The 23,935-nt window shown below is 34.6% G+C and carries 25 protein-coding genes; 10 read left to right on the top strand and 15 right to left on the bottom strand.

From position 1 onward, the window contains the following. Positions 1-285 precede the first annotated feature (285 nt). Positions 286-1,188, top strand: a complete 903-nt coding sequence (locus D1J36_RS04185; RefSeq protein WP_154137334.1) for a DUF3078 domain-containing protein — start codon at positions 286-288, stop codon at positions 1,186-1,188. A gap of 77 nt (positions 1,189-1,265) precedes the next feature. Here D1J36_RS04185 and D1J36_RS04180 read toward each other — a convergent pair whose 3' ends face one another. Genes D1J36_RS04180 through D1J36_RS04170 form a run of 3 tightly spaced genes read right to left on the bottom strand, consistent with a single transcriptional unit; the run spans position 1,266 to position 8,093 of the window. Continuing rightward, positions 1,266-4,364, bottom strand: coding sequence for a T9SS type A sorting domain-containing protein (locus D1J36_RS04180; protein WP_185147740.1), 3,099 nt, complete (start codon positions 4,362-4,364; stop codon positions 1,266-1,268). Positions 4,365-4,389: 25 nt separating this feature from the next. After that, entirely contained in the window at positions 4,390-4,923 is a 534-nt protein-coding gene (locus tag D1J36_RS04175; RefSeq protein WP_154137332.1) for a hypothetical protein, read from the bottom strand. Positions 4,924-4,934: 11 nt separating this feature from the next. Continuing rightward, positions 4,935-8,093 carry a VPS10 domain-containing protein gene (locus D1J36_RS04170; protein ID WP_252339430.1) on the bottom strand — a complete coding sequence of 1,053 codons (3,159 nt, stop codon included), beginning with the start codon at positions 8,091-8,093 and terminating at the stop codon, positions 4,935-4,937. Positions 8,094-8,324: 231 nt separating this feature from the next. Between D1J36_RS04170 and mutL the strand changes: the two genes are divergently transcribed. From mutL to asd, 5 genes are all read left to right on the top strand, one after another. Beyond that, positions 8,325-10,121 carry a DNA mismatch repair endonuclease MutL gene (mutL, locus tag D1J36_RS04165; RefSeq protein ID WP_154137331.1) on the top strand — a complete coding sequence of 599 codons (1,797 nt, stop codon included), beginning with the start codon at positions 8,325-8,327 and terminating at the stop codon, positions 10,119-10,121. Positions 10,122-10,136: 15 nt separating this feature from the next. Further along, the gene (locus tag D1J36_RS04160; RefSeq protein WP_052911027.1) at positions 10,137-10,871 is read left to right on the top strand and encodes a rhomboid family intramembrane serine protease; all 735 of its coding nucleotides are present in this window, start codon (positions 10,137-10,139) and stop codon (positions 10,869-10,871) included. 12 nt (positions 10,872-10,883) lie between these two features. After that, positions 10,884-11,864: an endonuclease/exonuclease/phosphatase family protein gene (locus D1J36_RS04155; RefSeq protein WP_154137330.1), complete on the top strand. Its 981-nt coding sequence runs from the start codon at positions 10,884-10,886 to the stop codon at positions 11,862-11,864. A 97-nt stretch (positions 11,865-11,961) separates the two neighbouring features. After that, complete coding sequence (locus D1J36_RS04150; RefSeq protein WP_052911005.1) at positions 11,962-12,399, top strand: hypothetical protein; 438 nt, start codon at positions 11,962-11,964, stop codon at positions 12,397-12,399. A gap of 99 nt (positions 12,400-12,498) precedes the next feature. Further along, the gene (asd, locus tag D1J36_RS04145) at positions 12,499-13,506 is read left to right on the top strand and encodes an aspartate-semialdehyde dehydrogenase (RefSeq protein ID WP_064968488.1); all 1,008 of its coding nucleotides are present in this window, start codon (positions 12,499-12,501) and stop codon (positions 13,504-13,506) included. A gap of 869 nt (positions 13,507-14,375) precedes the next feature. On the opposite strand, the gene D1J36_RS04140 is transcribed toward asd, so the two are convergent. From D1J36_RS04140 to D1J36_RS04125, 4 genes are all read right to left on the bottom strand, one after another. Next, entirely contained in the window at positions 14,376-14,537 is a 162-nt protein-coding gene (locus D1J36_RS04140) for a hypothetical protein (RefSeq protein ID WP_154137329.1), read from the bottom strand. Between the two features lie 66 nt (positions 14,538-14,603). Beyond that, positions 14,604-15,143 (bottom strand): DUF6934 family protein, encoded by a 540-nt coding sequence (locus tag D1J36_RS04135; protein WP_154137328.1) that lies wholly within the window; start codon positions 15,141-15,143, stop codon positions 14,604-14,606. Between the two features lie 192 nt (positions 15,144-15,335). Further along, on the bottom strand, positions 15,336-15,566 hold the full coding sequence (locus D1J36_RS04130; protein WP_154137327.1) for a hypothetical protein: 231 nt from the start codon (positions 15,564-15,566) through the stop codon (positions 15,336-15,338). Continuing rightward, positions 15,551-16,543: an IS1595 family transposase gene (locus D1J36_RS04125; protein WP_154137326.1), complete on the bottom strand. Its 993-nt coding sequence runs from the start codon at positions 16,541-16,543 to the stop codon at positions 15,551-15,553. The genes D1J36_RS04130 and D1J36_RS04125 overlap by 16 nt, the downstream gene beginning before the upstream one ends. Positions 16,544-16,582: 39 nt before the next feature. On the opposite strand from D1J36_RS04125, the gene D1J36_RS04120 reads away from it, so the two are divergent. Continuing rightward, positions 16,583-16,888, top strand: coding sequence for a hypothetical protein (locus D1J36_RS04120; protein ID WP_154137325.1), 306 nt, complete (start codon positions 16,583-16,585; stop codon positions 16,886-16,888). Here the strand turns inward: D1J36_RS04120 and D1J36_RS04115 are convergent. From D1J36_RS04115 to D1J36_RS04095, 5 genes are all read right to left on the bottom strand, one after another. Further along, entirely contained in the window at positions 16,872-17,129 is a 258-nt protein-coding gene (locus D1J36_RS04115; RefSeq protein ID WP_154137324.1) for a hypothetical protein, read from the bottom strand. The two genes, D1J36_RS04120 and D1J36_RS04115, sit on opposite strands and share 17 nt — an antisense overlap. Positions 17,130-17,200: 71 nt before the next feature. Next, on the bottom strand, positions 17,201-17,530 hold the full coding sequence (locus D1J36_RS04110; RefSeq protein WP_154137323.1) for a hypothetical protein: 330 nt from the start codon (positions 17,528-17,530) through the stop codon (positions 17,201-17,203). A 56-nt stretch (positions 17,531-17,586) separates the two neighbouring features. Further along, positions 17,587-17,862: a hypothetical protein gene (locus tag D1J36_RS04105; RefSeq protein ID WP_154137322.1), complete on the bottom strand. Its 276-nt coding sequence runs from the start codon at positions 17,860-17,862 to the stop codon at positions 17,587-17,589. Positions 17,863-17,965: 103 nt separating this feature from the next. Continuing rightward, positions 17,966-18,391, bottom strand: coding sequence for a hypothetical protein (locus tag D1J36_RS04100; protein WP_154137321.1), 426 nt, complete (start codon positions 18,389-18,391; stop codon positions 17,966-17,968). Between the two features lie 7 nt (positions 18,392-18,398). Further along, complete coding sequence (locus D1J36_RS04095; RefSeq protein ID WP_154137320.1) at positions 18,399-19,022, bottom strand: porin family protein; 624 nt, start codon at positions 19,020-19,022, stop codon at positions 18,399-18,401. A gap of 307 nt (positions 19,023-19,329) precedes the next feature. Here D1J36_RS04095 and D1J36_RS04090 point away from each other — a divergent pair, with 307 nt between their 5' ends. Continuing rightward, positions 19,330-19,524: a hypothetical protein gene (locus D1J36_RS04090; protein ID WP_153928969.1), complete on the top strand. Its 195-nt coding sequence runs from the start codon at positions 19,330-19,332 to the stop codon at positions 19,522-19,524. Here D1J36_RS04090 and D1J36_RS04085 read toward each other — a convergent pair. Further along, positions 19,517-19,729: a hypothetical protein gene (locus tag D1J36_RS04085; protein ID WP_154137319.1), complete on the bottom strand. Its 213-nt coding sequence runs from the start codon at positions 19,727-19,729 to the stop codon at positions 19,517-19,519. The genes D1J36_RS04090 and D1J36_RS04085 overlap by 8 nt on opposite strands. 53 nt (positions 19,730-19,782) lie before the next feature. On the opposite strand from D1J36_RS04085, the gene D1J36_RS04080 reads away from it, so the two are divergent. Further along, complete coding sequence (locus tag D1J36_RS04080; protein WP_154137318.1) at positions 19,783-21,867, top strand: hypothetical protein; 2,085 nt, start codon at positions 19,783-19,785, stop codon at positions 21,865-21,867. A gap of 82 nt (positions 21,868-21,949) precedes the next feature. After that, positions 21,950-22,336 carry an HU family DNA-binding protein gene (locus D1J36_RS04075; RefSeq protein WP_064970029.1) on the top strand — a complete coding sequence of 129 codons (387 nt, stop codon included), beginning with the start codon at positions 21,950-21,952 and terminating at the stop codon, positions 22,334-22,336. Positions 22,337-22,833: 497 nt separating this feature from the next. Here the strand turns inward: D1J36_RS04075 and D1J36_RS04070 are convergent, their stop codons facing one another. Together D1J36_RS04070 and D1J36_RS04065 are read right to left on the bottom strand one after the other, a co-directional pair. After that, positions 22,834-23,490 (bottom strand): DUF6048 family protein, encoded by a 657-nt coding sequence (locus D1J36_RS04070; protein WP_154137317.1) that lies wholly within the window; start codon positions 23,488-23,490, stop codon positions 22,834-22,836. Then, positions 23,456-23,935 (bottom strand): DUF6452 family protein, encoded by a 480-nt coding sequence (locus tag D1J36_RS04065; RefSeq protein ID WP_154137316.1) that lies wholly within the window; start codon positions 23,933-23,935, stop codon positions 23,456-23,458. Before D1J36_RS04065 ends, D1J36_RS04070 begins: the two co-directional genes overlap by 35 nt.

Raw genomic sequence — 23,935 nt, 5'->3', positions numbered from 1 at the left:
ATTAAAAGATATTAACATACTTATCCATATAGAAATATTTATTTGTAATTGTGATATTTACAGGTGTATGAATTATTTATATGACTGATTATCAATATTGATAATATTAGATATAACCTATTTGTAATTGTGAGTAAAATTAAAATATGAATTTTTACAGGTCATACAAGTGTGATTAGTATAATAAAATTTTAAAAATATATTAGCTAAGTAGTTGAAAATAAAATACAATTGTATATTTTAAAAAAGGTTTTTGTACTTTTGCCTCCTCGAAAATAATACAGAATGAAAAAGACACTTTTTATGGCGTTGGCTGTTGTGAGTACGGTAGCATCAGCACAAGAAACGGTATCAGATAGTACTAAACATTGGTCTATAGTAGGGCAAAACACACTTATGCTTAACCAAGCGGCCTTCTCTAACTGGGTAGGTGGTGGAGCTAATAATGTGGGTTGGCTAGCAGGTACTAACTATAATATGACTTATGAAAAAGGTAAAGACCTTTGGGAGAACATAGTGGTATTAGGTTATGGACAAAATAATACTAAAGGTGTAGGTACTAGAAAAACTCAAGATGTTATCAACCTTTCTTCTAACTATGGTAGAAAGATTTCTCAAAATTGGTATGCATCTGCTGGAGCTAGTTTACAAACTCAGTTTGCTCCTGGATATGAGAATGGTAATGACCCTTCTGCTAAAAAAATATCTAATTTTATGGCGCCAGGTTATGTAATGGTTGGTGCAGGTTTTACTTACAGACCTAATGAAAACTTTACAGCAACATTAAGACCTGCTAACGCAAGATGGACTTTGGTATTGGATAAAGATTTACAAAGAGCAGGTAATTTTGGTTTAAAACATGATGGAGATTCTTCTCTATTCCAGTTTGGTTTCTTGGGAACAGCTATTTATAAGATACAACTGATGGAGAATATGTCGCTTATTAATACAGCTTCTGTATTTTCTGATTACCTTAATCACCCTGAAAGATTGGTGTTAGGATACAACGGAGTACTTAATATGAAGATTAATAAGTATGTTTCTTCAGTAATTACACTTGATTTATTATACGACCACAATCAAATCAGAAAAACTCAGATGAGACAAACTTTAGGTGTTGGTTTTGCTTATAATATCAATAAAGGAGTAAAAAGATCTGATATTAAAGACAACAGAAGTTGGAAATAAATATTATAAGGCTAAGTTTATAATTAAATCGCCCTCTGTTATCATAATAGAGGGCGATTTTACTACTATATGGATATTTATTTTACAATAAATTTACCACGCTGTACATAGCTGTAAGTAGAATATTGGAAGAGGTAAACTCCCTTTTGTAATCCTTGCGTTGGAACGGTGATTTCCTTAGAAGCGTTGGCGTCTATTTCTACCGTTTTCACCAAAGCACCGCTGGCACTGTAAATCTGGAATTGGGCTTTCTCTCTCGGTTCGCCTAATTTAACGCGAAGCGCCTCACCTTGGTTCAATAAGGTAGGATACACTGTGATTTTCTTAGGGGTGCTTGCTTCTTGCGTTTCGTTAGTCCCAAGAACTCCATTGTTTACCACAATCATTTTTTCGATGGTTTTGCTGTGTGTGCCTTCAGGAGTAGTTACTTTTAGAGTAACATCATACTCGCCGTTGTATTTGAAAATCACTTTAGGGTTTCTGGCATTTTTATCACTCACATAATGAGGTTGAGGATTAAATGACCATTCCCAAGTAGCTCCATTTTGGTTCACAATAGAATAAGATTCAAACTCTACCGTCATATCGGCATTTGCTAATTGAGCCTTACTGATATTGGTGGCTAATGGTTGAGCCACAGGTACAAAATTTTCTCTATATAAAGGTATTTCCCATATTCCTTGAGAGGTTGCCGCTCTTAGTTTCCCCTCTTTAAAAAAAGGCACTAAACGGGTAAGCCTTGCCGCAGGAGGTAAACCATCGGAATAGTTGATCCATTTATCCATAGTGTCGTCTTTGTAGTAAACGGCAGAACCTACATCTGTGCCTAAATAAACGCCATTATATTCATCGCCTGCTAATACTACCCAACGGAAAGCTATATTTTTCATTTCTGCATCGTTTTCTAAGGCATTTTTCCAAGTTTGTCCGCCGTCTGAGCTATGATATACGAGACCAGGATTGTAGGCTTTTACTAGCCATATTTTATTTTCGTCTTTAGGATCTATCGTAATGTTTGGGAAAAAACCATCATAAGTAGGCATTTGTAATTGTTCCCAATTTTTCCCATTATCTACAGATTTGTGTATGTGATACTGTCCACAAGCGTAGATGACATTTGGATTAGAGCGGGCAAATTCTACATTGGAAATATTATCGTTAGCATCAAAAATTAAGTTAAATGTTTGCCCTTCATCTGGTGTTTCCCAAATTTGCATGGAAGCATTCCATACATCTCGCTTAGGGTGATATAAAATTCTTTGTGCGTAGCGAGGATCTGTACCAAAGAATCCATTAGATCTTAATGTTTCATAAGGAGCTTTTTGATTAAATACTGACCAATGTGAAACTACTTTACCATCAATATTGCTTGGCATAGTAAACATACCAGCATCAGAAAAATAAACTTTTTTAGGGTTACTTACCATCACATAACCTGTCGCCTGCTCTACTCCTCCTACATAAACGGCTTTACCTTCACCATAACTTTTCATCATCACTGCATCGCCATTATGCCATCTTCCACCAACCATCACATCTTCGTTCCACCCTTGTCCAAATCCATAATAATCACTAGCATAGATACCTTTAACACGATTTTCTCCTGTGATTTTACCATTATCATCTTTTTTAAAGAAGTTGTTGGAATATTTAATACCTCCATCGTTGGCTATCCAAACTTCATCTCCCGCAATAGCAATGTCCTGCATATCTGGGTGTATAGAAAAATTACCATTACAGTAACCTCCTATGGTAATATCCTTGTAACCTCCTGCTCCTCCGTCTAGAGAACGATAAGCACTACAAATACCATATATGACATGTTCGGGATTGTTTCCTGAAACGCCTATCATCATATCATAGTAACCTTGCCCCCCTTGTTTTCCGTCTATCGATGGGCAAAAAGTGTTTTTATAGTCGTATCTTTCATCTGTTATGGTTGTTTTATCCGTCCAATTGAGCCCACTATCCTTGCTTTGTAAAATATGAGGCTGACCATAAGAATAGTTTTGTTTTTCTATATTAATAAGTGCATAGAGATAGCTTTCTCCGTTTGGGGCATCGCTTACAGCCAAACGACCTATCTTAGCCGAGGGTATTATGGTAACTTCTTTATTAAAGGTTTTTCCACCATCGTAGGATATATGAAGTGTAGAATACCAATTGAAATCTTTCCTTCCGAGTAGATAGACTACTTTAGAGTCTTTGGGTTTTAACTCATGGTCATAGAAAATACCGTTTATTACTTTACGGAAAGTAGAGCCTCCATTTTCCGATATGTAAAAACCATCTTTTTGTCTGTTGATGTTACTTCCTCCAAATTTATGTTGTTCTCCTGTAGCAACAGTAATTATTTTGCTGTCATCGCTTACTCTTATACTATTTACAGTAGTTGTAATATTACTAATTCTTTCAAAAGAATTTCCTCCATCTTTACTTACAAATAGTCCTGAAGTAGAACCTACCCATACAATATCTGCATTGTTAGGATCTATTCTGATAGCGGTTATATTCTCACCAAAGTTGTAATCGGGGGCACAGGCCGTCCAATTTAGTCCTTTATCTACTGTTTTAAATACTGCTCCAGTTTCTGCTCCAGAATAGAGAACGTTAGGGTTGCTTTTAGAAACATCTATCCTAAAGACATTAGCATGAGAGTCATAAGATTCTACATAATATCTTCCCTGTGTATCAGGATTTGGTGTATTTCTAGCAGTAGTAAATGGTCCTACGCTACGCCACTTTTTTGTATTTGTGGGAGTTGTTCCCAAAGTAGTTAAACCACCTCGTTGGTTTTTAACATGTAGTTGATTACTTCTTTGGTTTTGCCTGTCTAATCTTGCGAAATAATCCTTTTGGGTAGGGAGTACAATCTCACCGTTGCCATTTACAAAAGGTCTGTATGCCTTTTGCCATCTTCTGTAAAAGTTTACAGCTGGTTTTTTCTCTGGAGTTTTTCTTCTAGCATCAGGATCTTTTTCTAGCCACTCGCCAAACTTTTTCTCCATTTCAAAGAAATTTACCCCACTTGGGTTATCTACAATGAGTTTCAACCATGCAGGGTCGTCCTTACCTACCGAGAAATACTCTGGGGTGTAGGGGTCGTAGAGTTCTTGCTGCTGCCCCATCAGTAATGAGGCATAAAAACAGGTTAATAATAATACTTTTTTGTACATATAATTTATATTATAGGGTTTAATATTAATTCCAAAAATACCAATGTTCACCATTGAAAATAGCTAAAGATTTGCTCTTTCCATCGTAAGCAATAGTACCCGCTTCGGGGCTTGCCAAATCGGTAGTTACATCGTTGATATAAGGTAGTAGTAAAGCAGTACTTTTACTGTCTAATTTCAAAACCGCAGGGTCGTCAGAGGAAGAATTTTCTGTAGTACGTCTAATGATCACTCCTTCTATTCCCGTATTTTCTGTTCCTGTATAGGTAGAAACAACTGCTGGATTAGGAGCTGCAGTTGTAAGGGGGACATTTGCTGTAGCAGATTTATACATCACTTTTTGGTTTTGTAAATCAAACCATAAAGCGCCCTGCTGTACCAAAGAATGGTCTGATAATGTTGGTAGTATAATGCCTTTAGCAGAGCCATTAGTTTCTTTCATATCGTTGAACTCCAAAATAGAGCTTGTACTTCTTAAAGTGCTTTTGTCTATCGCCACTTGTGCAATAGACCAATGATTTAACAAAATAGATACAATGCCGGTAAATACTATCTTCATATCATTATTTTTTATTCGTTACAACCTTGGGTAATACATTCCCATTTCATTACGCCGGAACCAAAGTCTTTATACAGCTCCAAGCATTGCTTAGAGATGTTCCATATGAGCATACCCTCTTTAGGATCGGTTATTTGGTCTCTTTCTTCCGTTGTGAGCCTTGTAATAACAAAAGGTTTATTGGTTGACATTAGTTTTATAAATCCGCCTTTGGAATCCTTTGGTGTTTGATCACCATGATTAAGAGTAGAAATCATGACTTTAGTAGGCAGACCGATACTGAGGTATGGTGGTTTTATGCATACTTTCTTTTCTGGTGCAACAGGAGTTTCTGGTACAATAGGTCTAGTTTCTCCATTGGTTACGGTAATCATACTAGGTATAGTACGTGAATGTTCTCCTTGAAGTGTTTTTACTTTTAAAGTAACATCATAGTTTCCGTTATATTTAAATACTACTCTTGGATTTCTCGCTGTTTTATTACTCACAGAGTAAGGTTCTGGATTAAACGACCACTCCCAAGTAGCACCATTCTGGTTGACAATAGAGTAAGATTCAAACTGAACAGGTAGATTGGAGTTGGTTAAATTTCCGTTGGACAGGTCTACTGCTATTGGTTGTGCTATAGGCTTAAAGGTTTCTCTATATAGAGGAATTTCCCATATACCTTGAGAGGTCGCTGCTCTTAGTTTTCCTTCTTTGAAGAAGGGTACCAAACGAGTGAGCCTTGCTGCTGGTGGCAATCCTTGTGAGTAATCTATCCAATCGTTCATAGTATCATCTTTGTAATAGACATAAGAGCCTTCATCAGATCCTAAATAAACGCCATTGGTTTCATCGCCTGCTAATACTACCCAACGGAAGGCGATTTTATTCATAGTGGGATTATTTTCTAATGGTTTTACCCAAGTTTCTCCACCGTTTTCGCTATAAGCTACTCCACCTGAAGTATAGCTTTGTACTATCCATATTTTATTTTCGTCTTTAGGATCTATGGTAATATTTGGAAAAAAACCATTTAACTGAGGCATATTGATTTGCTTCCATGTAATACCATTATCTATAGATTTATAAATGAAATTTTGTCCACAAGCATAGATGACATTGGGGTTAGAACGGGCAAATTCTACATTAGATATGTTGTCTTTGGCATCATGTAACATTTTAAAGGTCTGCCCTTCATCAGGTGTTTCCCAAATTTGCATAGAGGCATTCCAAACATCTTTTTTAGGATGGTATAAAATCCTTTTGGCATAGCGAGGATCTGTTCCAAAAAATCCATTAGCCCTCAAAGTTTCGTAAGGTTGTTTGAGAAAAATAAGAGGAGGATTTTCTACGCGACCATTTATTCTATCAGGCATAATAAACATCCCTGCATCAGAGAAATAGACTTTTTTAGGGTTGCTTACCATCACATAACCTGTAGCTTGCTCTACGCCTCCTACATAGACCGCTTTTCCGTTTTCATAGTTTTCCATCATTACGGCATCTCCATTGTGCCATCTGCCTCCTACCATTACATCCTCATTCCAACCTTGTCCAAACCCATAATAATCACTCGCATAAATACCTTTTATTCGGTCTTCTCCTGTGATCTTGCCATTACTATCTTTTTTAAAGAAATTATTAGAGTATTTAATACCTCCATCGTTGGCAATCCAAACTTCGTCCCCTGAGATAGCAATGTCTTGCATATCGGCATGTATTCTAAAATTTCCGAAACAGTAACCACCAATGGCATTTTCATAGTATCCTCCAGACCCTCCATCTAATGAGCGATAAGCACTACATAATCCAAAAATAACATGTTCAGGATTAGTTCCAGAAACACCTATCATCATATCGTAGTAGCCTTGTCCACCTTGTCTTCCGTCAAGTGATGGGCAGAAGGTATTTTGATATTCATTACGGTTGCCTGTAATTGTGGTTTTATCAGTCCAACTTAGTCCTCCATTTTTACTTTGTAAAATACGCGGTTGCCCATAGTTATACCCAGCCATATCCACATTAACTAAAGCGTAAAGATAGTCTTCTCCCCCAGTTGCATCGCTTACAGCTAATCGTCCTGGTCTGGCTAATGGAGCTACTTCTACCTCTGTTGCGAAATTTCTACCACCATCATAAGAAATATATAACATGGAGTGCCAATTGGTATTTTTTCTTCCATAGAGATAAACTGTGTTAGAATTATTAGGCTTTAGTGCATGATCGTAGAAAATCCCACTCATGACTTTGCGGAATGATACCCCTCCGTCTTCCGAAATAAAGAAACCATCTACTTTTGTATTAGGGCGACTACCATTAAATTTATGTTGTTCTCCTGTAGTTACAGTTACGGTTTTCCTATCATCACTGATTCTTATACTGTTTACAGTAGTAGTAATATTTTCTATTCTTCTAAAATTATTTCCTCCATCACTACTTACAAACAATCCAGAAGTAGAGCCTACCCATACGGTGTTTGAATCTTGTGGGTCTATTCTAATGGCAGTGATATTAGTTCCGAAGTTATAAGAGGGAGCGCAAGCTGTCCAATTTAGCCCTTTGTCTATGGTTTTGAATACGGCTCCAGTTTCCGCTCCAGAATAGAGTATATTAGGGTCTTTTTTGAATACATCTATTCTAAAAACATTAGCATGGTAATCATAAGATTCTACATAATATCTTCCTTCTGAGTCAGGATTAGGCGTGTTTCTTGCAGTAGAATTAGGACCTATATTACGCCATTTTTTTGTTGAGGTATAGCTGGTGTTAAAAGTGGTTAGCTCTCGTTTACTTCTCCTGATTTGTTTTTGATTATTTCCTAGATTTTGCTTATCTAATCTGGCGAAATAATCTTTTTTGGTAGGAAGTACAATCTCGCCATTGCTATTTACAAAAGGTCTGTAAGCTCTTTGCCATCTTCTGTAGAAGTTTACGGCAGGTTTTTTCTCTGGAGTTTTTCTTCTAGCATCAGGGTCGTTGTCTAGCCATTCGCCAAACTTTTTTTCCATTTCAAAAAAATTAATACCACTAGGGTTATCTATAATAAGTTGTAACCACGCAGGGTCTTCCTTGCTCACAGAGAAATTTTCTGGAGTGTAAGGGTCGTAGAGTTCTGCTTGATTTTGAGCTTTGAAAAGTGTAATAGCACAAAGACTTGCTATTAGAAAATAGTTTTTATAATGCATTCTTTGTAATTTTTTACAAAGTTAGTAATTTTATTAAAGATTTTTTTAGAGGTAAAATATGATAATAATTCCCTATTCATAAAAGATTTTTTACTTTTTATATTTTATATAATTCATTTTGATGATTTAATATTAAATACTTAATATTATTATTAAATAATAAAAATCAAAATAAATACGTTTTTTTGCTAAAAATCTTATGCCTATTTTTGGGGCGGATAAAGTGAGTTTATGGCAGATATTATTAGACTTTTACCAGATTATGTAGCCAACCAAATTGCAGCAGGTGAGGTGGTGCAAAGACCAGCTTCTGTAGTAAAGGAGTTGATAGAGAATGCTATAGATGCTAAGGCAACTAAGGTAGAACTCATCATAAGAGAAGCTGGCAAAAACTTGATACAAGTAGTAGATAATGGTGTGGGAATGTCCGAAACTGACGCAAGAATGGCTTTTGAACGCCACGCCACTTCTAAAATCTACGCTACCGAAGATATTTTTAAGATTGCTACTAAGGGTTTTAGAGGCGAAGCCTTAGCCTCCATAGCGGCGGTGGCACAAGTAGAGCTGAAAACTAAAAAAGAGGAAGATGTTGTAGGTACTAATATCTATATAGAAGGCGGAGAATTGCAATTTCAGGAGGCTGTACAAACTTCGGAAGGGTCTAATTTTGCAGTTAAAAATTTATTTTATAATGTACCTGCTAGGCGTAAATTTTTAAAGTCTAACAATGTAGAGTTTAGACATATTATAGATGAATTTCATAGAGTGGCATTGGCTCATGAGGATATAGAATTTTCGCTTTATCATAACGATGAGGAAATCTTCAAACTCAGAAAGGCAAGTCTTTTACAGAGAATTGTAGATATATTTGGTAGGAAACTTCAGCCTTTACTTATTCCTATAAAAGAAGATTTAGATTGGGTAAAACTTAATGGTTATGTTGCAAAACCAGAAGGAGCTAAGAAATCAAGAGGAGAGCAATTTTTCTTTGTTAATGGTCGGTTTTTTAGAAGTGCTTATCTTAACAAGGCAGTTCAGGAAGCGTTTGATGGGCTACTTCAGCAGGGCTACAATCCGTCGTTTTTCTTATATTTAGAAATAGACCCAGAGAAAATAGATGTAAACATACACCCACAAAAAACCGAAATTAAATTTGAGGACGAAGCCCTTATTTTCGCTCTTATTCGCTCTACGATAAAAAAATCTTTGGGTGTTTATAATGTGTCCCCTAGTTTAGATTTTGATAAAGATGAAAACCAAAGTCAGCTTTTAGGTTTGCAAAGTCATTATCCTAAAGCTACGCCGTCCATTAGTAATAGTACCTACAAAGCACCGTCTATACAGGTAGATAGAGATTATAATCCGTTTCAGCAAGAGCGTGTAAAACCTTCTGAAAGCATTGCTCTTACAGAGTTTTATAGCCAAAATATTACCACGGCAGAGCCTTCTAAAATCAATTTATTTGAAGATGAAGACTTTGATGAGGATTTAATGAGATTACCTAATGGCTATTGGCTTTATAACCGAGGAGAAGATACGCTTATGCTAGATTTGGGGAGAATGCACTCTGTGGTTGTTAGCGAGCGAAGAAAACAGAAAAAAGAAACAGGCGTAGGTCAAAAATTACTTTTTTCCATAGAGTATCTGCTCAACGAAATGGAGAAAAATAAATACCGTTCCATAAAGAAATATTTGCCGCAATTAGGCTTTGAAATGGAACTTGGGGACGACAATGTTTTGAGAATAAACGCCGTACCTAACGGATTGAAGGAGAAGCAAGTCAATGAGTTTTTGGAGAAACTATTTGAAGTGTTAGACTATAAAACCGAGGAAGAGTTTATGGCTTACTATGAAAATCAATGGACGAAGCTTAACGCTAAATCTCGCTTTGATTTCTTCTATAAAACCGAAGTAGAGCAGATGATAAAAGACTTCTCGGATTTGGGGTTTCCTGAATATACATCATCAGGAAAAAAATGTTACATTGCCCTGCCACTGGAAGACTTGAAGAATAAAATTAAAAATTGATAAAACTAAAAAATGATGTTTCAGAATATACCACCAATCACTAGAAACCTTATCATCATCAATGTGGTTGTATTTATACTAGGTTACTTTTTACCAGCAGGAATAGAGAATTTCTTACCTGCCTATTTCCCTTTGTCGCCTAACTTTAGGTCTTGGCAAATCATTACACATATGTTTATGCACGGAGGGTTTACGCATCTTTTGTTTAATATGATAGGTTTATGGAGCTTTGGTTCTGTTTTAGAAAGGGTTTTAGGTGAGAAGAAATACCTTACACTCTACTTTTTTAGTGGGTTGGGAGCGTTCATTCTATTTAATGTTTGGAACTATTATCACTTCTATCAGCTTACGAGCAGTCTGCATCAGCAAGGTGTAGATTTAGCCTCGGTGTTTAGAGGAGCTAATCTTAACAATCCTTCTTTAAACATAGGAGCTATTTTCGGAAGAAGTGATGAGGTAGCACAATTACAACAATTTTTAATAACGCCAATGGTAGGTGCTTCTGGAGCGATATTTGGTGTGTTAGCGGCTTTCGCAGTGGCTTACCCTAATGCAGGGATTATGATTTTGTTTATACCATTCCCAATAAAGGCTAAAATACTATTTCCAATCATTATAGCAGGGTCTATTTATTTAGGGTTTACCCAAATGGCGGGAGATAATGTGGCACATTTTGCCCATTTAGGCGGAGCATTAGTAGGATATATTCTTATAAAAATGTGGAGTAGAAACCGTTTCAGAATACAGTAATAGCCCCGATAAATGATGAAAATTCTTAGAATAATTGTATTTATTATACATTTAGGGCTTTTGGCATTGCTCTATTTGTGTATGATGAATGCCTACATTCCGCCAAGAATATTTGCAGAACTTAATTTTTTGTCTTTAGCCTTCCCTATTTTAGTTTTAGGCTATTGTCTGTTATGTTTGTTTTGGATTTTGAGTTGGAAAAAGAGAGGTTTATTTTTTCTATTGGCTTTAGCATTGCTTTTAACGCCTATCAGGAGATGGGTTAACTATTCCACAGAAAATAAAAACGCTTTTGATTTCAAGGTGGTTAGTTTTAATATTAAAGCCGCAGAAGCTGGTATCGCTAATATAGACTATCATCTAGAATCTTTCTCTCCTGATATTATTCTAATACAAGAGAAAGGAGATTTTAAAGAAGAGATAGAAAGTATGCCTTACAGAAAAGAAATAGACATTTTGGAGTTCTATTCTAAAACACCGATAATAGAATCTGGGAGAATTCTAATTGATGCAGATAATGGCTATGCGGGTTATATAGACACCGAAATTAAAGGCAAACGGATAAGATTTATAAATGTTTATTTAAAGCCTTTTGAGTTAAATAAAGATATGGTAAAACCAAGCACGAATCTTACTGTTTCCGAAGAAAAAGCCAAAAGTTTAATAGCACGATTTTTACCTGTCTTTAAAGCTCACCAGACTCAAGTAGAGCAGATAAGACACGCAGTAGAAAAATCGCCTTATCCTGTGATTTTAGGTGGTGATTTTAATGCCGTTCCTAATTCTTATGAGTATTATTATCTAAGCCAAAATATGACGGACAGCTTCTTAGAAGTAGGCAAAGGCTTAGGAACTACTTTTCACGATTATAAATTTCCGATAAGGATAGATTATCTCTTTTCAACTAAAGAAATAAAACCTGTTTCTCTGAAAACGAATAGAAGCAGAGAACTGTCTGACCACTACCCTATCATTGGAGAATTTAGTTACTAAAATATTTTTGATAAGAAGAATAACCACCAATTCTACTAAATCTCAGCGGTATTCGTTGGGATTTTTTTCTATATTTGCTACCGAAAAATAGATAGTTATGGAAAATATGATTTTGCACGCTCATAGAGGGTTTGCTTATTTAGTTTTATTAGCGGCGGCAGTATTTGTGGTAGCACTTTTGGTGGCTATGTTTGGCTATTCTGGTAAAGTATCCAAGTTACTTAGAAAGTCCAGCTTATTTACAATGATTTTGTTTCACACACAGTTTCTTATAGGTTTGGGAATGTTGTTTTTTAAATCCCAGTTTTTGTTCTACCTTAAAGAAATAGGTATGGGAGGCATTATGAAAGATGCCGTTTTAAGGTTTTCTTATGTAGAACACCCTGTAACGATGTTGGTAGCCGCTGTACTGATGACGATAGTAAACAAGAAAATTAAAACTTCTGAAACTCTTAACTTTGGTATTGTTATTATGGGGCTGTTAGCGGTAGTTTTATTCTTGTTGAGGTTCCCTTTTGATAGACTTTTGGGGTAAAAAGTTAGGTTTAAAAATAATTAAATCAACGCTCTAAAAAATCAATAATTACGGTGTTTTAGAGCGTTGGTGCTAAAACAAATAAAGAATAAATTAGATATGAAAATAGCAGTAGTAGGTGCTACAGGTATGGTGGGACAAGTGATGCTTAAAGTGTTGGAAGAAAGAGATTTTCCTGTAACGGAGCTTATTCCCGTAGCGTCTGAAAAATCAGTTGGAAAAAAGATAAAATTTAAAGGAGCAGAATATCCTATTGTGTCTATGGAAGATGCCGTAGCAAAGCAACCTGCCATTGCGATATTTTCCGCAGGTGGTGGTACTTCTTTGGAGTGGGCTCCTAAGTTTGCAGAAGTGGGTTCTTTTGTGGTGGATAACTCTTCAGCGTGGCGAATGGACCCTACTAAAAAATTGGTAGTTCCAGAAATAAATGCAGAGGTTTTAACCAAAGACGATAAGATTATTGCTAATCCAAACTGTTCTACAATTCAGTTGGTAATGGTGCTTAATCCGTTGCATAAAAAGTACAAAATAAAGAGAGTGGTGGTATCCACCTATCAGTCGGTTACAGGGACAGGTAAGGCGGCGGTTGACCAGCTTAATGATGAAATTAGAACTTCCGTAGAAGGTGGGGAAGCATCAGTTCCGAAGGTTTACCCTTATGAAATATTCAAAAATGCTTTGCCACATTGCGATGTGTTTTCTGATGAAGGCTACACCAAAGAAGAGCTTAAACTAATGCGTGAGCCTAAGAAAATTATGGGAGATGATAGCTTTAACCTCACGGCTACAGCGGTAAGAGTGCCTGTGCAAGGTGGACATTCTGAAAGCGTAAACATAGAGTTTGAAAACGATTTTGATTTAGATGAGGTAAAACAAATACTAGCCAACACTAGCGGCGTAACGCTTCAGGACGATTTGAGCCAAAATCTGTATCCTATGGCAAGATACTCCGAAGGTAAAGATGATGTTTTTGTGGGTAGATTAAGAAGAGATAGCTCTCAACCTAACACGCTTAACTGTTGGATTGTAGCAGATAACCTAAGAAAAGGAGCGGCTACCAACGCGGTACAAATTGCAGAATATTTGGTAAAACATCAGTTGGTTTAGATGATAAATACAAAGTGATAAAAAAATCTTTTAGCGGTTTGCTAAAAGATTTTTTTATGCCGATTGGCCATAAGATTAAAGCCGATAAACTTACAATTGAGTTACTAAATATTTAAAAATGTTCTAAAAACTTGCATACTTCCACAAAAGGTGATATGTTTGTCACAGTTTTATGACTCGCAATACCAGCTACATACAAAAAAGTGAAAAAAACTTACACAAAAATTTGGTAGTTCCAAATAATTGTGTAAACACACACAGATAGTTTCGTGTATATGCGTCCTATTATCTAGAAAATTTTTTAGACTTTTATCGTTAATTACAAATAGAGTTCCGCCAACTTTTGTTGGGGGCTTTTTGCGTTTATCCTATTCTAAATTTAGCTTTCATAAATACATGCTAAAAGCACCATTGTTTTGTCTCATAACATGGTCGTTCTTGTTAGGTGCTTTTAGTATTCAGATAGAGAGTTTTCGCTTTCTTTCTGTTTTAGCCTTCCTCCTCGTTTTGTGTGTGTTTAGAGGGGGAAGGCATTTTTATATCAAAACTCATTCAATAGATGTTTTGAATAAAACCTCTTTTTGTTCTATGCCTCAAGATAATCAATATATAAGGAAAGCTACTTTTAATATAAGGTACAACAACAATTTTTAAACTTATTACAAACAATTTAAAATTAGGTAACTATATATATCTTTACACAAACTTACTTAAAAAAATAAAAGAGGGCTAAATTTTTTAGTCCTCTTTTTAAATTACAATTTTTAATCTGCTATTTACCGAACGGATATTATAGGAGGTTTTTGTTCGTCATTAATAATAAAAAATAATACTAAATAGACTACCTAAATTCTATTTATCTTGTATTTTTAAATTGGTAACGTATTAAACCCTTCTAGAGATCTCCTAGCAGCTTCAATTTTAGTTTGAAATAATTGTTTATCTCTGATATTAGCAGCCACTGATTTTAGCTTAACTTTTAGATCTGATGGACTGCTAACAATCTTTTTTTCTTTTTTTATTGTTTTCATAACTGCTAACTTTAATGATTAACTAATCAAATATATAAAATATATCAATTCAATGTGCAAAGTTACTTATTTTTTCTTGTAAACCAAAATATCGTGATATTCTTTACCTGGAATATATTGGACAAAAGAATTTCCTTCTTTGCGATTTTTTCCAAAAAAAATATATTCTTTACTTAATTGAATAAAGTGTTTATCAACAAAATAACGATATATTTTGATCCTTCGGTTCTCTAATTTACAAGAGTCGACACATTTCTTTTTACAATTAGGTTTACATTTTTTTGTAAAGTCATCTGTTGAATCACTTCCACAGACATAAAGAACGCAATCTGGTTTTGTTTTAAAAAACATTGGAACAGTTTGAAGTACAGTATTAAATACTGTATACATATCACCATTATTACTGTTAGAATCATCAATAATATTTTTGGTTGCTTCGTCATAATCACCAAAACCTAAATTATAAACTGTTTGTTTTCCTATAATGGTTATTGGGGAATATTCAATCGCTTTGATTATACTTCTAGTACCTGTACTCACGAATAAATATTGTAGTCTTTCTTCGTTTAAAGTTAATTCTGTTTTGTAGTGGTTATTATTTTGCAATCTGTTTAAATTTAATGAACGGTGGCAAAATTAAAAAAAATTAGAAAAAAAATCCTACAATGGCAGACCCTGTGAGAAGTTGAAACTGAAATAAACCTTAATTTCAATTCAGCTCAATCTTAATGCTACCAAATTATCTACCAACAAAGATAAAACTAACTTTTGATATACGCAAAAACATTAATTTTTAGATTAAGATTTAGGTTTAAAGTTCAATGCTCTTTTTATCTTTATATCAAAATCTGATAAAGCTTTAACAAATTCTGCTTTGATGAGTAGTATATTATTTACATAGATAGTTTTACCAAAGTCTATTATTGCAATGTCATTATGTTTTTTGATGTCTTCTACATAGAAATACTCTTTACCATCTATAACAGTATGTCTTATATTCTTTTCTTTAAGTTTTACACTTTTTGACATAATTCTTCGTACTTCGTCCTAACATTTGAATTTAACAGCAAATATCTGAATTTTTCTTGATCTGAGACTCTTCTCAAATTAAATCTGTAAACAAATTCATCAACATACTTTTGAAGATGTTTTTTAGATACATGATTGTATGTGCCACTAACCGCACCTTTCAGTAAACGCCAACTCCCCTCAATATTGTTGGTATGTACTGTATTATCTTGCCAACTTACATACTCTTTTTTGGAATGGTCTACTATTTTATGATTGTATTCGGTATTTAATCCTTGATATGCCCACCATTCATCTGTTATCAACTTTGTATTTGACTTTACATAGTTGTAAATAATTGGTTGAATACTTTTTCTTTTAGTATCATCTACCACATAAGCATTTATTTTACTTATTCTGTAAACTACTTTTTCTTTAATAGTTTTGTTTGGAATAACCTTGTGAGGTCTTTCTACTATTTCGTGTTCTCCTCTTTCAAGTATCCCCATAACAGGAACTTTGTCTTTGAAACTTCTGCCTTGTGAGTGTTGTACTTTTTTGTCTTTGTGTCGGTTTTTATTTTTACCTCCTATAAAGGTCTCATCTGCTTCTACAATACCCTCTAGCTCATTATCATTCTCAATTCTAAAACACGCTCTAATTCTATGTAACATAAACCAAGCTGTTTTTTGAGTAACTCCAATATCCTTTGCTAACTGTACTGAACTAATACCTCTCTTATGAGAAGTTACCAACCATATAGCTAAAAACCACTTTTGTAATTTGATTTTTGAGTTCTCAAACATTGTATCAGTTTTAACATTAAAATACTTACTAGTGTACTGATTGTTTTTACATTTATAAACTTTTGAGGTTTCGTCAAAAGGGCTTATAGGGACATTACCCCACCTTAAAGTTTCTAAATACCGAATACAAACCTCTTCAGAAGAAAAGGTTTGTATCAATTCAAGTACCGATTTTATGTTTAAACCTAACATAATTGTTATATCTTTGTGGCTTATTTAATAGAAACTTTTATGACAAAAGATCAAATTTCAAATTACTTAAGAAAATTAACAGATATAGTTCTTCATAAAGAGTTACCAAATTTTGTTGGAATTTCATCAAAAGATTATAGCTATATATGGCTGATAAATAATAATATTTATACTGAATGTGATTTAACCATTCCTATAAAGAATATTGATGAAGCTGTTGAATTAATACACGCCTTCTCTGATGAACCTAAAAATTTTATCAAGTTAAATTTAAATTCGCAAGAGTATATAGAAGAACAAAAGCTATACTTACATTTTAGCAAACAGTTTAAACTACCAAAGTAATAGATCTTTTACCTTCTTTTATTTCTTTCTTTAAAGTTTTTTCAAACTCTGAATCTGATTCATTTTCATCTAAATTTAAGTTTGAAGCATCATTTACTATAACTGACACTTGTTTTCTAATAAGACAATGATGGTCTGTATTTATACCCATCCTGTCTAGTGTTTCTATTATTTCAGATGTAGATGGGGATTTATATTCCTTATCCCCTTTGAAAAATGTTAAAAATCCTTCTATATTCATAATTTATTTTTTGTGATAAAAAGAAAGGAATACCAACTATTACTCCTCTCTCAAGATTTTATTATAATTATTTATTGCTTCTGATACCAAGTTGAAAATATAGCATACCAATTACCACTAAAGTTAGTAAAGGTTGCTTTATTACCTTCAATTGCGATATTACCAGTAAATTCATCTGGTTGTAATGCACTACTGCCAGAACCAGAACGATTTACAACAACGGCATTTATTGTATTTCCAGACAAAGTAAAAGTTCCTGTAATTCTGACTGTTCCTGATTCTAATTTCCAATTTTGTTTTTCAAATGTAAGTCTTGACCCACTTGGTATATTTTGCAACTTCCATACGCCCTCTAATGGAGTAGATTCAATGTCATCATCGTTATTTTTGCAGGAAAACAATGTCAGCGATAAACCTATTAAACAAATTGTAAATGTAATAAACTGTTTCATAAATTTTATTCTGTTAGTGTTACCGTAAATTCTCGTCCTTCATCATCCGTGAAAGATGCTGTGCCGTCTGAAATATCTGGGGCAGTAAAATGAGATTCATCTAACCAACCACCATTTTCCCATTCTATTTCTGTCAATCTTCCATTTCTTACTTTTACATCTAATGTGTAAGTTGAAGAATGTCCTGTATTTGGATTATAGCAATCAATGTCAGAAGAATAAGTCCCGTCTTCTAATTCATCTCCATTTTCCTGACTACTTATATTTTCTACTTCTACCATATCGAAATCTTCCTCAGTTGACGTATGGTTTTCTTTTTCACAGGAAGCACACAAAACTGCAAATCCTATTGCTAAAACTAACTTTTTCATTAAATAAAAGAAATTATTGTATTTTGGTTAAATAATAAGAATCATCATTACCTGCGGGATTATTCACCCATTCTATTTTTGTAGAAGAAACTCTTCTAAACTGATATTCTCCTTCGGATACAGGTCCACTTCCTCCAGGATTTCCCAGCTTTATTGTAAAATCATAATGACTATTAGAAATATCTTCATCTACTACTGCTGTACCTCCAATGCTACGAGTTGATTGCAGTAGCCCTTTATAACTTATTGAACTTGTAAAGAAATCATCATTAGTAAATTTGAATAATACCACATTACCATTTCCCCATTTTCCGTGTATCCAACTTGGTGGATTGAAAAACTGCGATTTTTTTATTGGATTAGAAGTTTCGTTTTCCCTATCTCTGCTACAATTTTGTAACAAGGCTATCGCAACAAATAAAAATAGTATTTTTCTCATAGTTCTATTATTTTAATTGATATGAAATTCCTAATTGAAAAGTTCTATTCTTAAATTTATAGTATTCATCCAGATTTAGTAATCCTAAATTATATCTAGCTTCAGCACTGAACTTATTGTTAATAGCATAAGATGCTCCTGCAATTAGTCCCAAATCAAGAGTGTTATTCTTTAGTGTTAATCCTTCAATACTGGAAGATAATGTTAGCCCTAAATATCCTCCTCCGTGAATTGCAAATCTCTCGTTGGTCTTATACTTATAATAAACTGGGATATTGAGTTGAGTAAAATTTACACTCATTACCATAGAATTATTATATTTAGAGCTTCCATATCCAAAACTAGGTATAGAAATTTTTTGTGTTTGTGATAATCTCGCACCTTGAAAAGACAAAAGAGCTTCTGCATTTAAAGAGCTTTTCTCAGTATATTTCCTCTCAATATAAGCTCCTAAATAAACTCCTACCTTACTTCTACTATCAAGTTCTACTGAGTAAAATGAATTATACTCATTTCCGATATTTGTACTTAGCGATGATATGTTCAATCCCGCTTTCAATCCGTAGCTATCCGTTTGTGCAGAATAAAAATTTGCTGTGATAGCTGCTGCTAACAATAATACTTTTTTCATAAGATGAATTTTTAAATCCACCCAACCCTAGCAGAAGTTTAATAATGATTTTAAATTAAGAAAGTGTGGGTTGATAGTCTTAGTTTACTGCCCTGTGGCTCTGGAATGCCAATACAACATAAACGAGACAAACCCACACCATACAGAGGTGTAAGGTCAGTCTGTTTATTTTGCGTTGTATTGTGAAATTTTCCAGATTTCAGGACAACAAAATAAAAGCTAACGCTTTCTTTTCCGATAATTAACTCCTGCAAAGATATAAAATTTGTGATTTATTTTTATACTTTTGTGGTAAATATTTTAACTTATGGATAAAAAAGAAATGGATGAACTTTTACGAATGATTTCAGCAGTTCTTCATCAAAATCAAGCTATCAATATGGAAGTGAAAAAATTACTTCTACAAAAACCAATGCATGATTCTGACATGAAAGAATTGAAAAAATTACTAAAAGAAAATCAAAATACACTTTCAATTTTGAGAGACAGAATTCCTATTTAAAACAGTTTTTAAAATAATCCATATCTTCATCAAGTATTTTCACTTTATCAATATCTGATATTTCAGTATTTACTGTTGAATTTCTATTTAAGTGTACTTCGATAACCTGAAGTACATACTTTGCTGTTTCAATATTAAGACCTTTTAACTCTTCTAATAAAAGGTTAATCGCTTTTTCTACTCTTTGTTTTTTATCATTTATCATTTTACTATTTCTTTTAGTGTAAAAATCTATATAGTTACCTAAAATTAAATTTTATGACAACAAGAACAACAAAATTAAGCGTACTCGCCTTTTTAGGTCTAGGTCTAGTGGCTTACGGACAAGATTACAGCGGAAAGGTAGGTATTAATACTAATTTTCCCGATGCTACCTTAGATATTAAAAGCAAATCTGCTAATTCTAACAACACTTTAGAGGGACTGATTATCCCAAATGTAAGTAAGAACAAAGCCTTTCAAATGGGAGGAAATACCAATATTAAGGAATCTACTCTTATCTATGTGGATAACTTGGCAGATTATACTACCACACCAGTAGATGCTAAAGTAGCAGATATTACAGAGAAAGGTTATTATTTTTGGAATGGAACCAAGTGGGTTAAAAGTGCTGGGAGTACTATAGGAAATAACCTTTGGGCTCAGAGAGTTAATGGAAGTGATACGGAAACTTATTTGATACCAGCATCTACACAAAATGATTCTATTACTTATAGAAATCGTAAGTTTAATTTCAATTTAGGTAACTATACTAAAGAACATGCGGTATGGCCTACAACACCTGAATTTGGTTCCTCAAGATATCATGTAGATGGTGATTCCACTCCTTTTCAGTTTTTAGCTACTTCAGATGCATTGCCTAAAACAAGTACACAAATATCTGCTAGTAGCAATACAGATGTGTATTACTTTAAAAACAATGGTTTTGAAGTATTAGAGTCTCATGTTGCTAGTAATCCTACACTAAAAAATGCTTATCATGGTAACCTCACTTTTCTAGAAACCAACCAAGATGTAACCTCTGAATTGAATTCTATTACAGCTACATATTCACGGGCTTATCATGGTTCTAATGCGAATATAAGCAGTATAATAGGAGGGCTTTTTGGAGCTCAGAATGGCTCAAGTACGGATAATATAACGCCTACGGTAACAAACACTATTAGAGGGATATCTGTAGCAGCTGTAAATGATGGTGTAGCTAATACTATGTACGGTAGTGTTATAGGAACCACAAATAATGGTTCTAGTGTAGGTACCTTGATGGGTATGAGAACAACGGTAAATGCGATGGGGGATACTACTGGTACAGCAAATATAACGGATTTGTATGGGGTTTCTTCAGGAATTACAATTCCTGCAAATGTAACAGTAACACAAAATTTGGTAGGTTCGTCCAATGCAATAGGGCATTACGGAAATGCAAATAATGTATATGGTAACTTTAACTATACTTATGCTCGTAGCAAATCTACTTCAAAGAATTTATATGGTTTTCGTTCTGCTATTAGTGTTGAATCAGAAGGTAGTGTAGAAAATTTAAGAGGAATAGATATATATACTAATTTGGATACCAATGCTGTAGTGAAAGATTTATACGGATTGTACATATCTAATGTTCGTAATGCACAGAATAATAACTATGCTATCTACACCAATTTTGGAGAAAACTCTTTTGGGGATACTGTAACGGTGAGAAATATGAAGTGGTCTGGGAATCAAGAAACTATTTTTCAGTTTATGAACGGAAGTCTCAAGATTAACAGTAATATAGCAACCAGCCAAATTGTAGATCAAATGAACGGAGGCGGAGCTGGAGGTTCTAATTTGGTTTTCAAAACACAAAGCCCAATATCAGGTACAGACCCTAACCTCACATTACCTACAGAAAAAATGAGAATTTCAGCTGATGGCAATGTGGGTATTGGGGTAAATGCTCCAACCGAAAAACTAGAAGTTGCAGGTAAAGTAAAAGCTACCGCTTTTATGGGAACCAATGGGGCTACTCTTTTCCCAGACTATGTCTTCCAAAAGTATTATACAGGTACTTCTAGCATTAAAGCAGATTACAGCTTTAAAACCCTTAGCCAAGTAGAAAATTTTGTAAAAACTAACGGGCATTTGCCAGGGTATCAGTCTGCGGAAGCTATCAAAAAACAAGGTTATATAGACCTTATGGCAACACAACTTACCAATGTAGAAAAGATAGAGGAATTGTACCTGCATAGTATAGAGCAAGACAAGGTCTTAAAAGCGAAAGATGCAAGAATAGAAACCTTGGAAAATAAAAATAAGGAGTTGGAGGCTCGTTTACAGAAGCTAGAAGCTTTATTAGTAAAATAGTTTAACACTTTCCCCTATTGTGTGTTTTAGCACGATGGGGGATTTTTTTAACAGAGAAAAAATAAACCATAAAATAAAAGATATGTCAATCAAGTACAAAGTTATTGAAAGAGTTCAACCAGGAGTTGCTGGTGGAGGTGATAAAAAATGGTATGCCAGTGTTACTACCGACGGAGAGGTAGGTATAGACGACCTTACCAAGCAAATCGAGAAATTTTCTGCTCTAAGTGAGGCAGATATTAAGGCGGTCATCATCGCTTTAGAGAATGTGATACAAAATGCTTTGGCAGATAGCAAAATCGTTCGTTTGGAGAAATTGGGAACGCTTTATCCTACTCTAAGCAGTGGTGGTGCGGCAACAGAGAAAGATTTTAATCAAAGTCTTATTAAATCGGTAGGTGTAAACTACCGCCCTGGTAAACGCATTTTAGACAGTATGAAGGCAGCGGGTTTTGAGAAGAAGAAATAAGTCTTTTTACAAGCCCCCTGAACTACTTATATTTAGGAGTATTAAAAAACATAGCTATCTTTTACCCAAAAGGTAGCTATGTTTTGCTTAAAACCTAGTGATGTTTTTGTTAAAACCTAGCTATGTTTTTTAGTAGTCTCAACTATACTTTAAGAGAACATCAGTAGTGAGGGCAAAGCAGAAGCACTGTATATGTATATGCTTGTACTTTTGTTTCAAGGCAAAAGAACAATATTATTTATCTTTCTGTCTATACTTTTAGCTTGACCTTAAAAGTACCAAAAGGTCAAGACTAGAAAACGAAGGCGTTAAAAAAATACCCATTGTTTGAGCAAAGATGTGGACAAAAGCGTTGGAGCGAGTTTTGGGGATTTTAGCCTTTAGTAATGAGGTTTAGCCAAAGGGGTTACAGTCTTGAATTTTTGCTTCTTTTGTTTCAAGACAAAAGAACAATGTCGTTTTCTTAACATCTTCGTTTCCTTAGGTCGGGAGTAGGTCTAAAAATAATACGCTAAATTCCACGCAAATCCCATATTAAACTTGCCAGAGCTTCGCCCAAATCCAGGGACAACCATAGGGAAAACGCCGTCTTGTTTTGTGGTATAAAGCAGATATTTAGGTTGTGCATTAACATCTATAAAGAAGTTAGAATTAAAAAGCCTTACCCTTCCGCCCACGGTAGCCTCTACCCAATAAGAGGATTGCCGAGAAGTGGGCAAACTAGTTGTAAAGACTTGCCCTAGAGAGCCTTTGGTCGGAATGGCGAGGTAGGTTTGTTGATAAAAAGCAGTAGCGAGTTTACCTCCTGCATAGAATCCATTACGACGGTCTTCGGCATCGGTTACCATCATATAGAAGGCTCCTAGCTTGCCAAAAATCCCCGAAGTAGTCGCATTATAAGCATTTTTATCATAGATGTTTTGGGCGTAGCCACCTTCTATAATTCCGTTGAGCTTGCCTTTAATTTCGCTTGAAACAAAAAACTGAATGTTCTTTTGCTTAGAAAATACTGAAAGCCCAGCCCCTAAAACATTAACACCCACCATAGCGTTAGGCTGATATTTCCATTTTGTTTTTAGGCTGTCTTTGTCTTGGGCAGATAGGTTTAGGAAAAAAACACTAAAAAATAAGATAAAGATGGGTTTTATTTTCATCGTGGACATTCTTTTCGTTGAGTTCTATATTTTTAACAGGGGTGGCATTTTCCAAAACAGCCGAAAGGTCGTTGTAGAGCCTTCGCATACCACAAGCAGGAGAAACATATTCTGAAACTGGTGTGTAAAGCACCCTTACTTTAGAGGGCGTTCCTTTGGTACTGGTACTAATGTAGAGGTCTGTAAAATTGGTGTCATCTACTCTCAATGGCACGAGTACCGAATCTGGTTTTAGAGCAGAAACCACCGTTTTAATGTTCTCCTCCCCTGTCAGTTTTACCCCAATAATAAGGGTATCTGGTTGGTAGAGTTTGTTAGAGCTGTCTTTAAATTTAAGTTTCATTCTAGGAGAGCTTAGTCCACTTTCACAAATATCGTCATCGCTTCCACAAGAGGCGAGAGAAAGTACCATTCCTAAAATAAAAACAAGTTTGAATAATTTCAT

The sequence above is a fragment of the Riemerella anatipestifer genome (assembly GCF_009670965.2).
GTDB lineage: Bacteria > Bacteroidota > Bacteroidia > Flavobacteriales > Weeksellaceae > Riemerella > Riemerella anatipestifer_B.
The sequence above is the reverse complement of the archived record's forward strand: the minus strand, read 5'-3'. Positions and strand labels throughout refer to the sequence as shown.

Bases quoted from the DNA above. Each gene is read 5' to 3' on its own strand.
- D1J36_RS04185 (WP_154137334.1), top strand. From the start codon at position 286: ATGAAAAAGACACTTTTTATGGCGTTGGCTGTTGTGAGTACGGTAGCA.
- D1J36_RS04180 (WP_185147740.1), bottom strand. From the start codon at position 4,364: ATGTACAAAAAAGTATTATTATTAACCTGTTTTTATGCCTCATTACTG.
- D1J36_RS04175 (WP_154137332.1), bottom strand. From the start codon at position 4,923: ATGAAGATAGTATTTACCGGCATTGTATCTATTTTGTTAAATCATTGG.
- D1J36_RS04170 (WP_252339430.1), bottom strand. From the start codon at position 8,093: ATGCATTATAAAAACTATTTTCTAATAGCAAGTCTTTGTGCTATTACA.
- mutL (WP_154137331.1), top strand. From the start codon at position 8,325: ATGGCAGATATTATTAGACTTTTACCAGATTATGTAGCCAACCAAATT.
- D1J36_RS04160 (WP_052911027.1), top strand. From the start codon at position 10,137: ATGTTTCAGAATATACCACCAATCACTAGAAACCTTATCATCATCAAT.
- D1J36_RS04155 (WP_154137330.1), top strand. From the start codon at position 10,884: ATGATGAAAATTCTTAGAATAATTGTATTTATTATACATTTAGGGCTT.
- D1J36_RS04150 (WP_052911005.1), top strand. From the start codon at position 11,962: ATGGAAAATATGATTTTGCACGCTCATAGAGGGTTTGCTTATTTAGTT.
- asd (WP_064968488.1), top strand. From the start codon at position 12,499: ATGAAAATAGCAGTAGTAGGTGCTACAGGTATGGTGGGACAAGTGATG.
- D1J36_RS04140 (WP_154137329.1), bottom strand. From the start codon at position 14,537: ATGAAAACAATAAAAAAAGAAAAAAAGATTGTTAGCAGTCCATCAGAT.
- D1J36_RS04130 (WP_154137327.1), bottom strand. From the start codon at position 15,566: ATGTCAAAAAGTGTAAAACTTAAAGAAAAGAATATAAGACATACTGTT.
- D1J36_RS04125 (WP_154137326.1), bottom strand. From the start codon at position 16,543: ATGTTAGGTTTAAACATAAAATCGGTACTTGAATTGATACAAACCTTT.
- D1J36_RS04120 (WP_154137325.1), top strand. From the start codon at position 16,583: ATGACAAAAGATCAAATTTCAAATTACTTAAGAAAATTAACAGATATA.
- D1J36_RS04115 (WP_154137324.1), bottom strand. From the start codon at position 17,129: ATGAATATAGAAGGATTTTTAACATTTTTCAAAGGGGATAAGGAATAT.
- D1J36_RS04105 (WP_154137322.1), bottom strand. From the start codon at position 17,862: ATGGTAGAAGTAGAAAATATAAGTAGTCAGGAAAATGGAGATGAATTA.
- D1J36_RS04100 (WP_154137321.1), bottom strand. From the start codon at position 18,391: ATGAGAAAAATACTATTTTTATTTGTTGCGATAGCCTTGTTACAAAAT.
- D1J36_RS04095 (WP_154137320.1), bottom strand. From the start codon at position 19,022: ATGAAAAAAGTATTATTGTTAGCAGCAGCTATCACAGCAAATTTTTAT.
- D1J36_RS04090 (WP_153928969.1), top strand. From the start codon at position 19,330: ATGGATAAAAAAGAAATGGATGAACTTTTACGAATGATTTCAGCAGTT.
- D1J36_RS04085 (WP_154137319.1), bottom strand. From the start codon at position 19,729: ATGATAAATGATAAAAAACAAAGAGTAGAAAAAGCGATTAACCTTTTA.
- D1J36_RS04080 (WP_154137318.1), top strand. From the start codon at position 19,783: ATGACAACAAGAACAACAAAATTAAGCGTACTCGCCTTTTTAGGTCTA.
- D1J36_RS04075 (WP_064970029.1), top strand. From the start codon at position 21,950: ATGTCAATCAAGTACAAAGTTATTGAAAGAGTTCAACCAGGAGTTGCT.
- D1J36_RS04070 (WP_154137317.1), bottom strand. From the start codon at position 23,490: ATGAAAATAAAACCCATCTTTATCTTATTTTTTAGTGTTTTTTTCCTA.
- D1J36_RS04065 (WP_154137316.1), bottom strand. From the start codon at position 23,935: ATGAAATTATTCAAACTTGTTTTTATTTTAGGAATGGTACTTTCTCTC.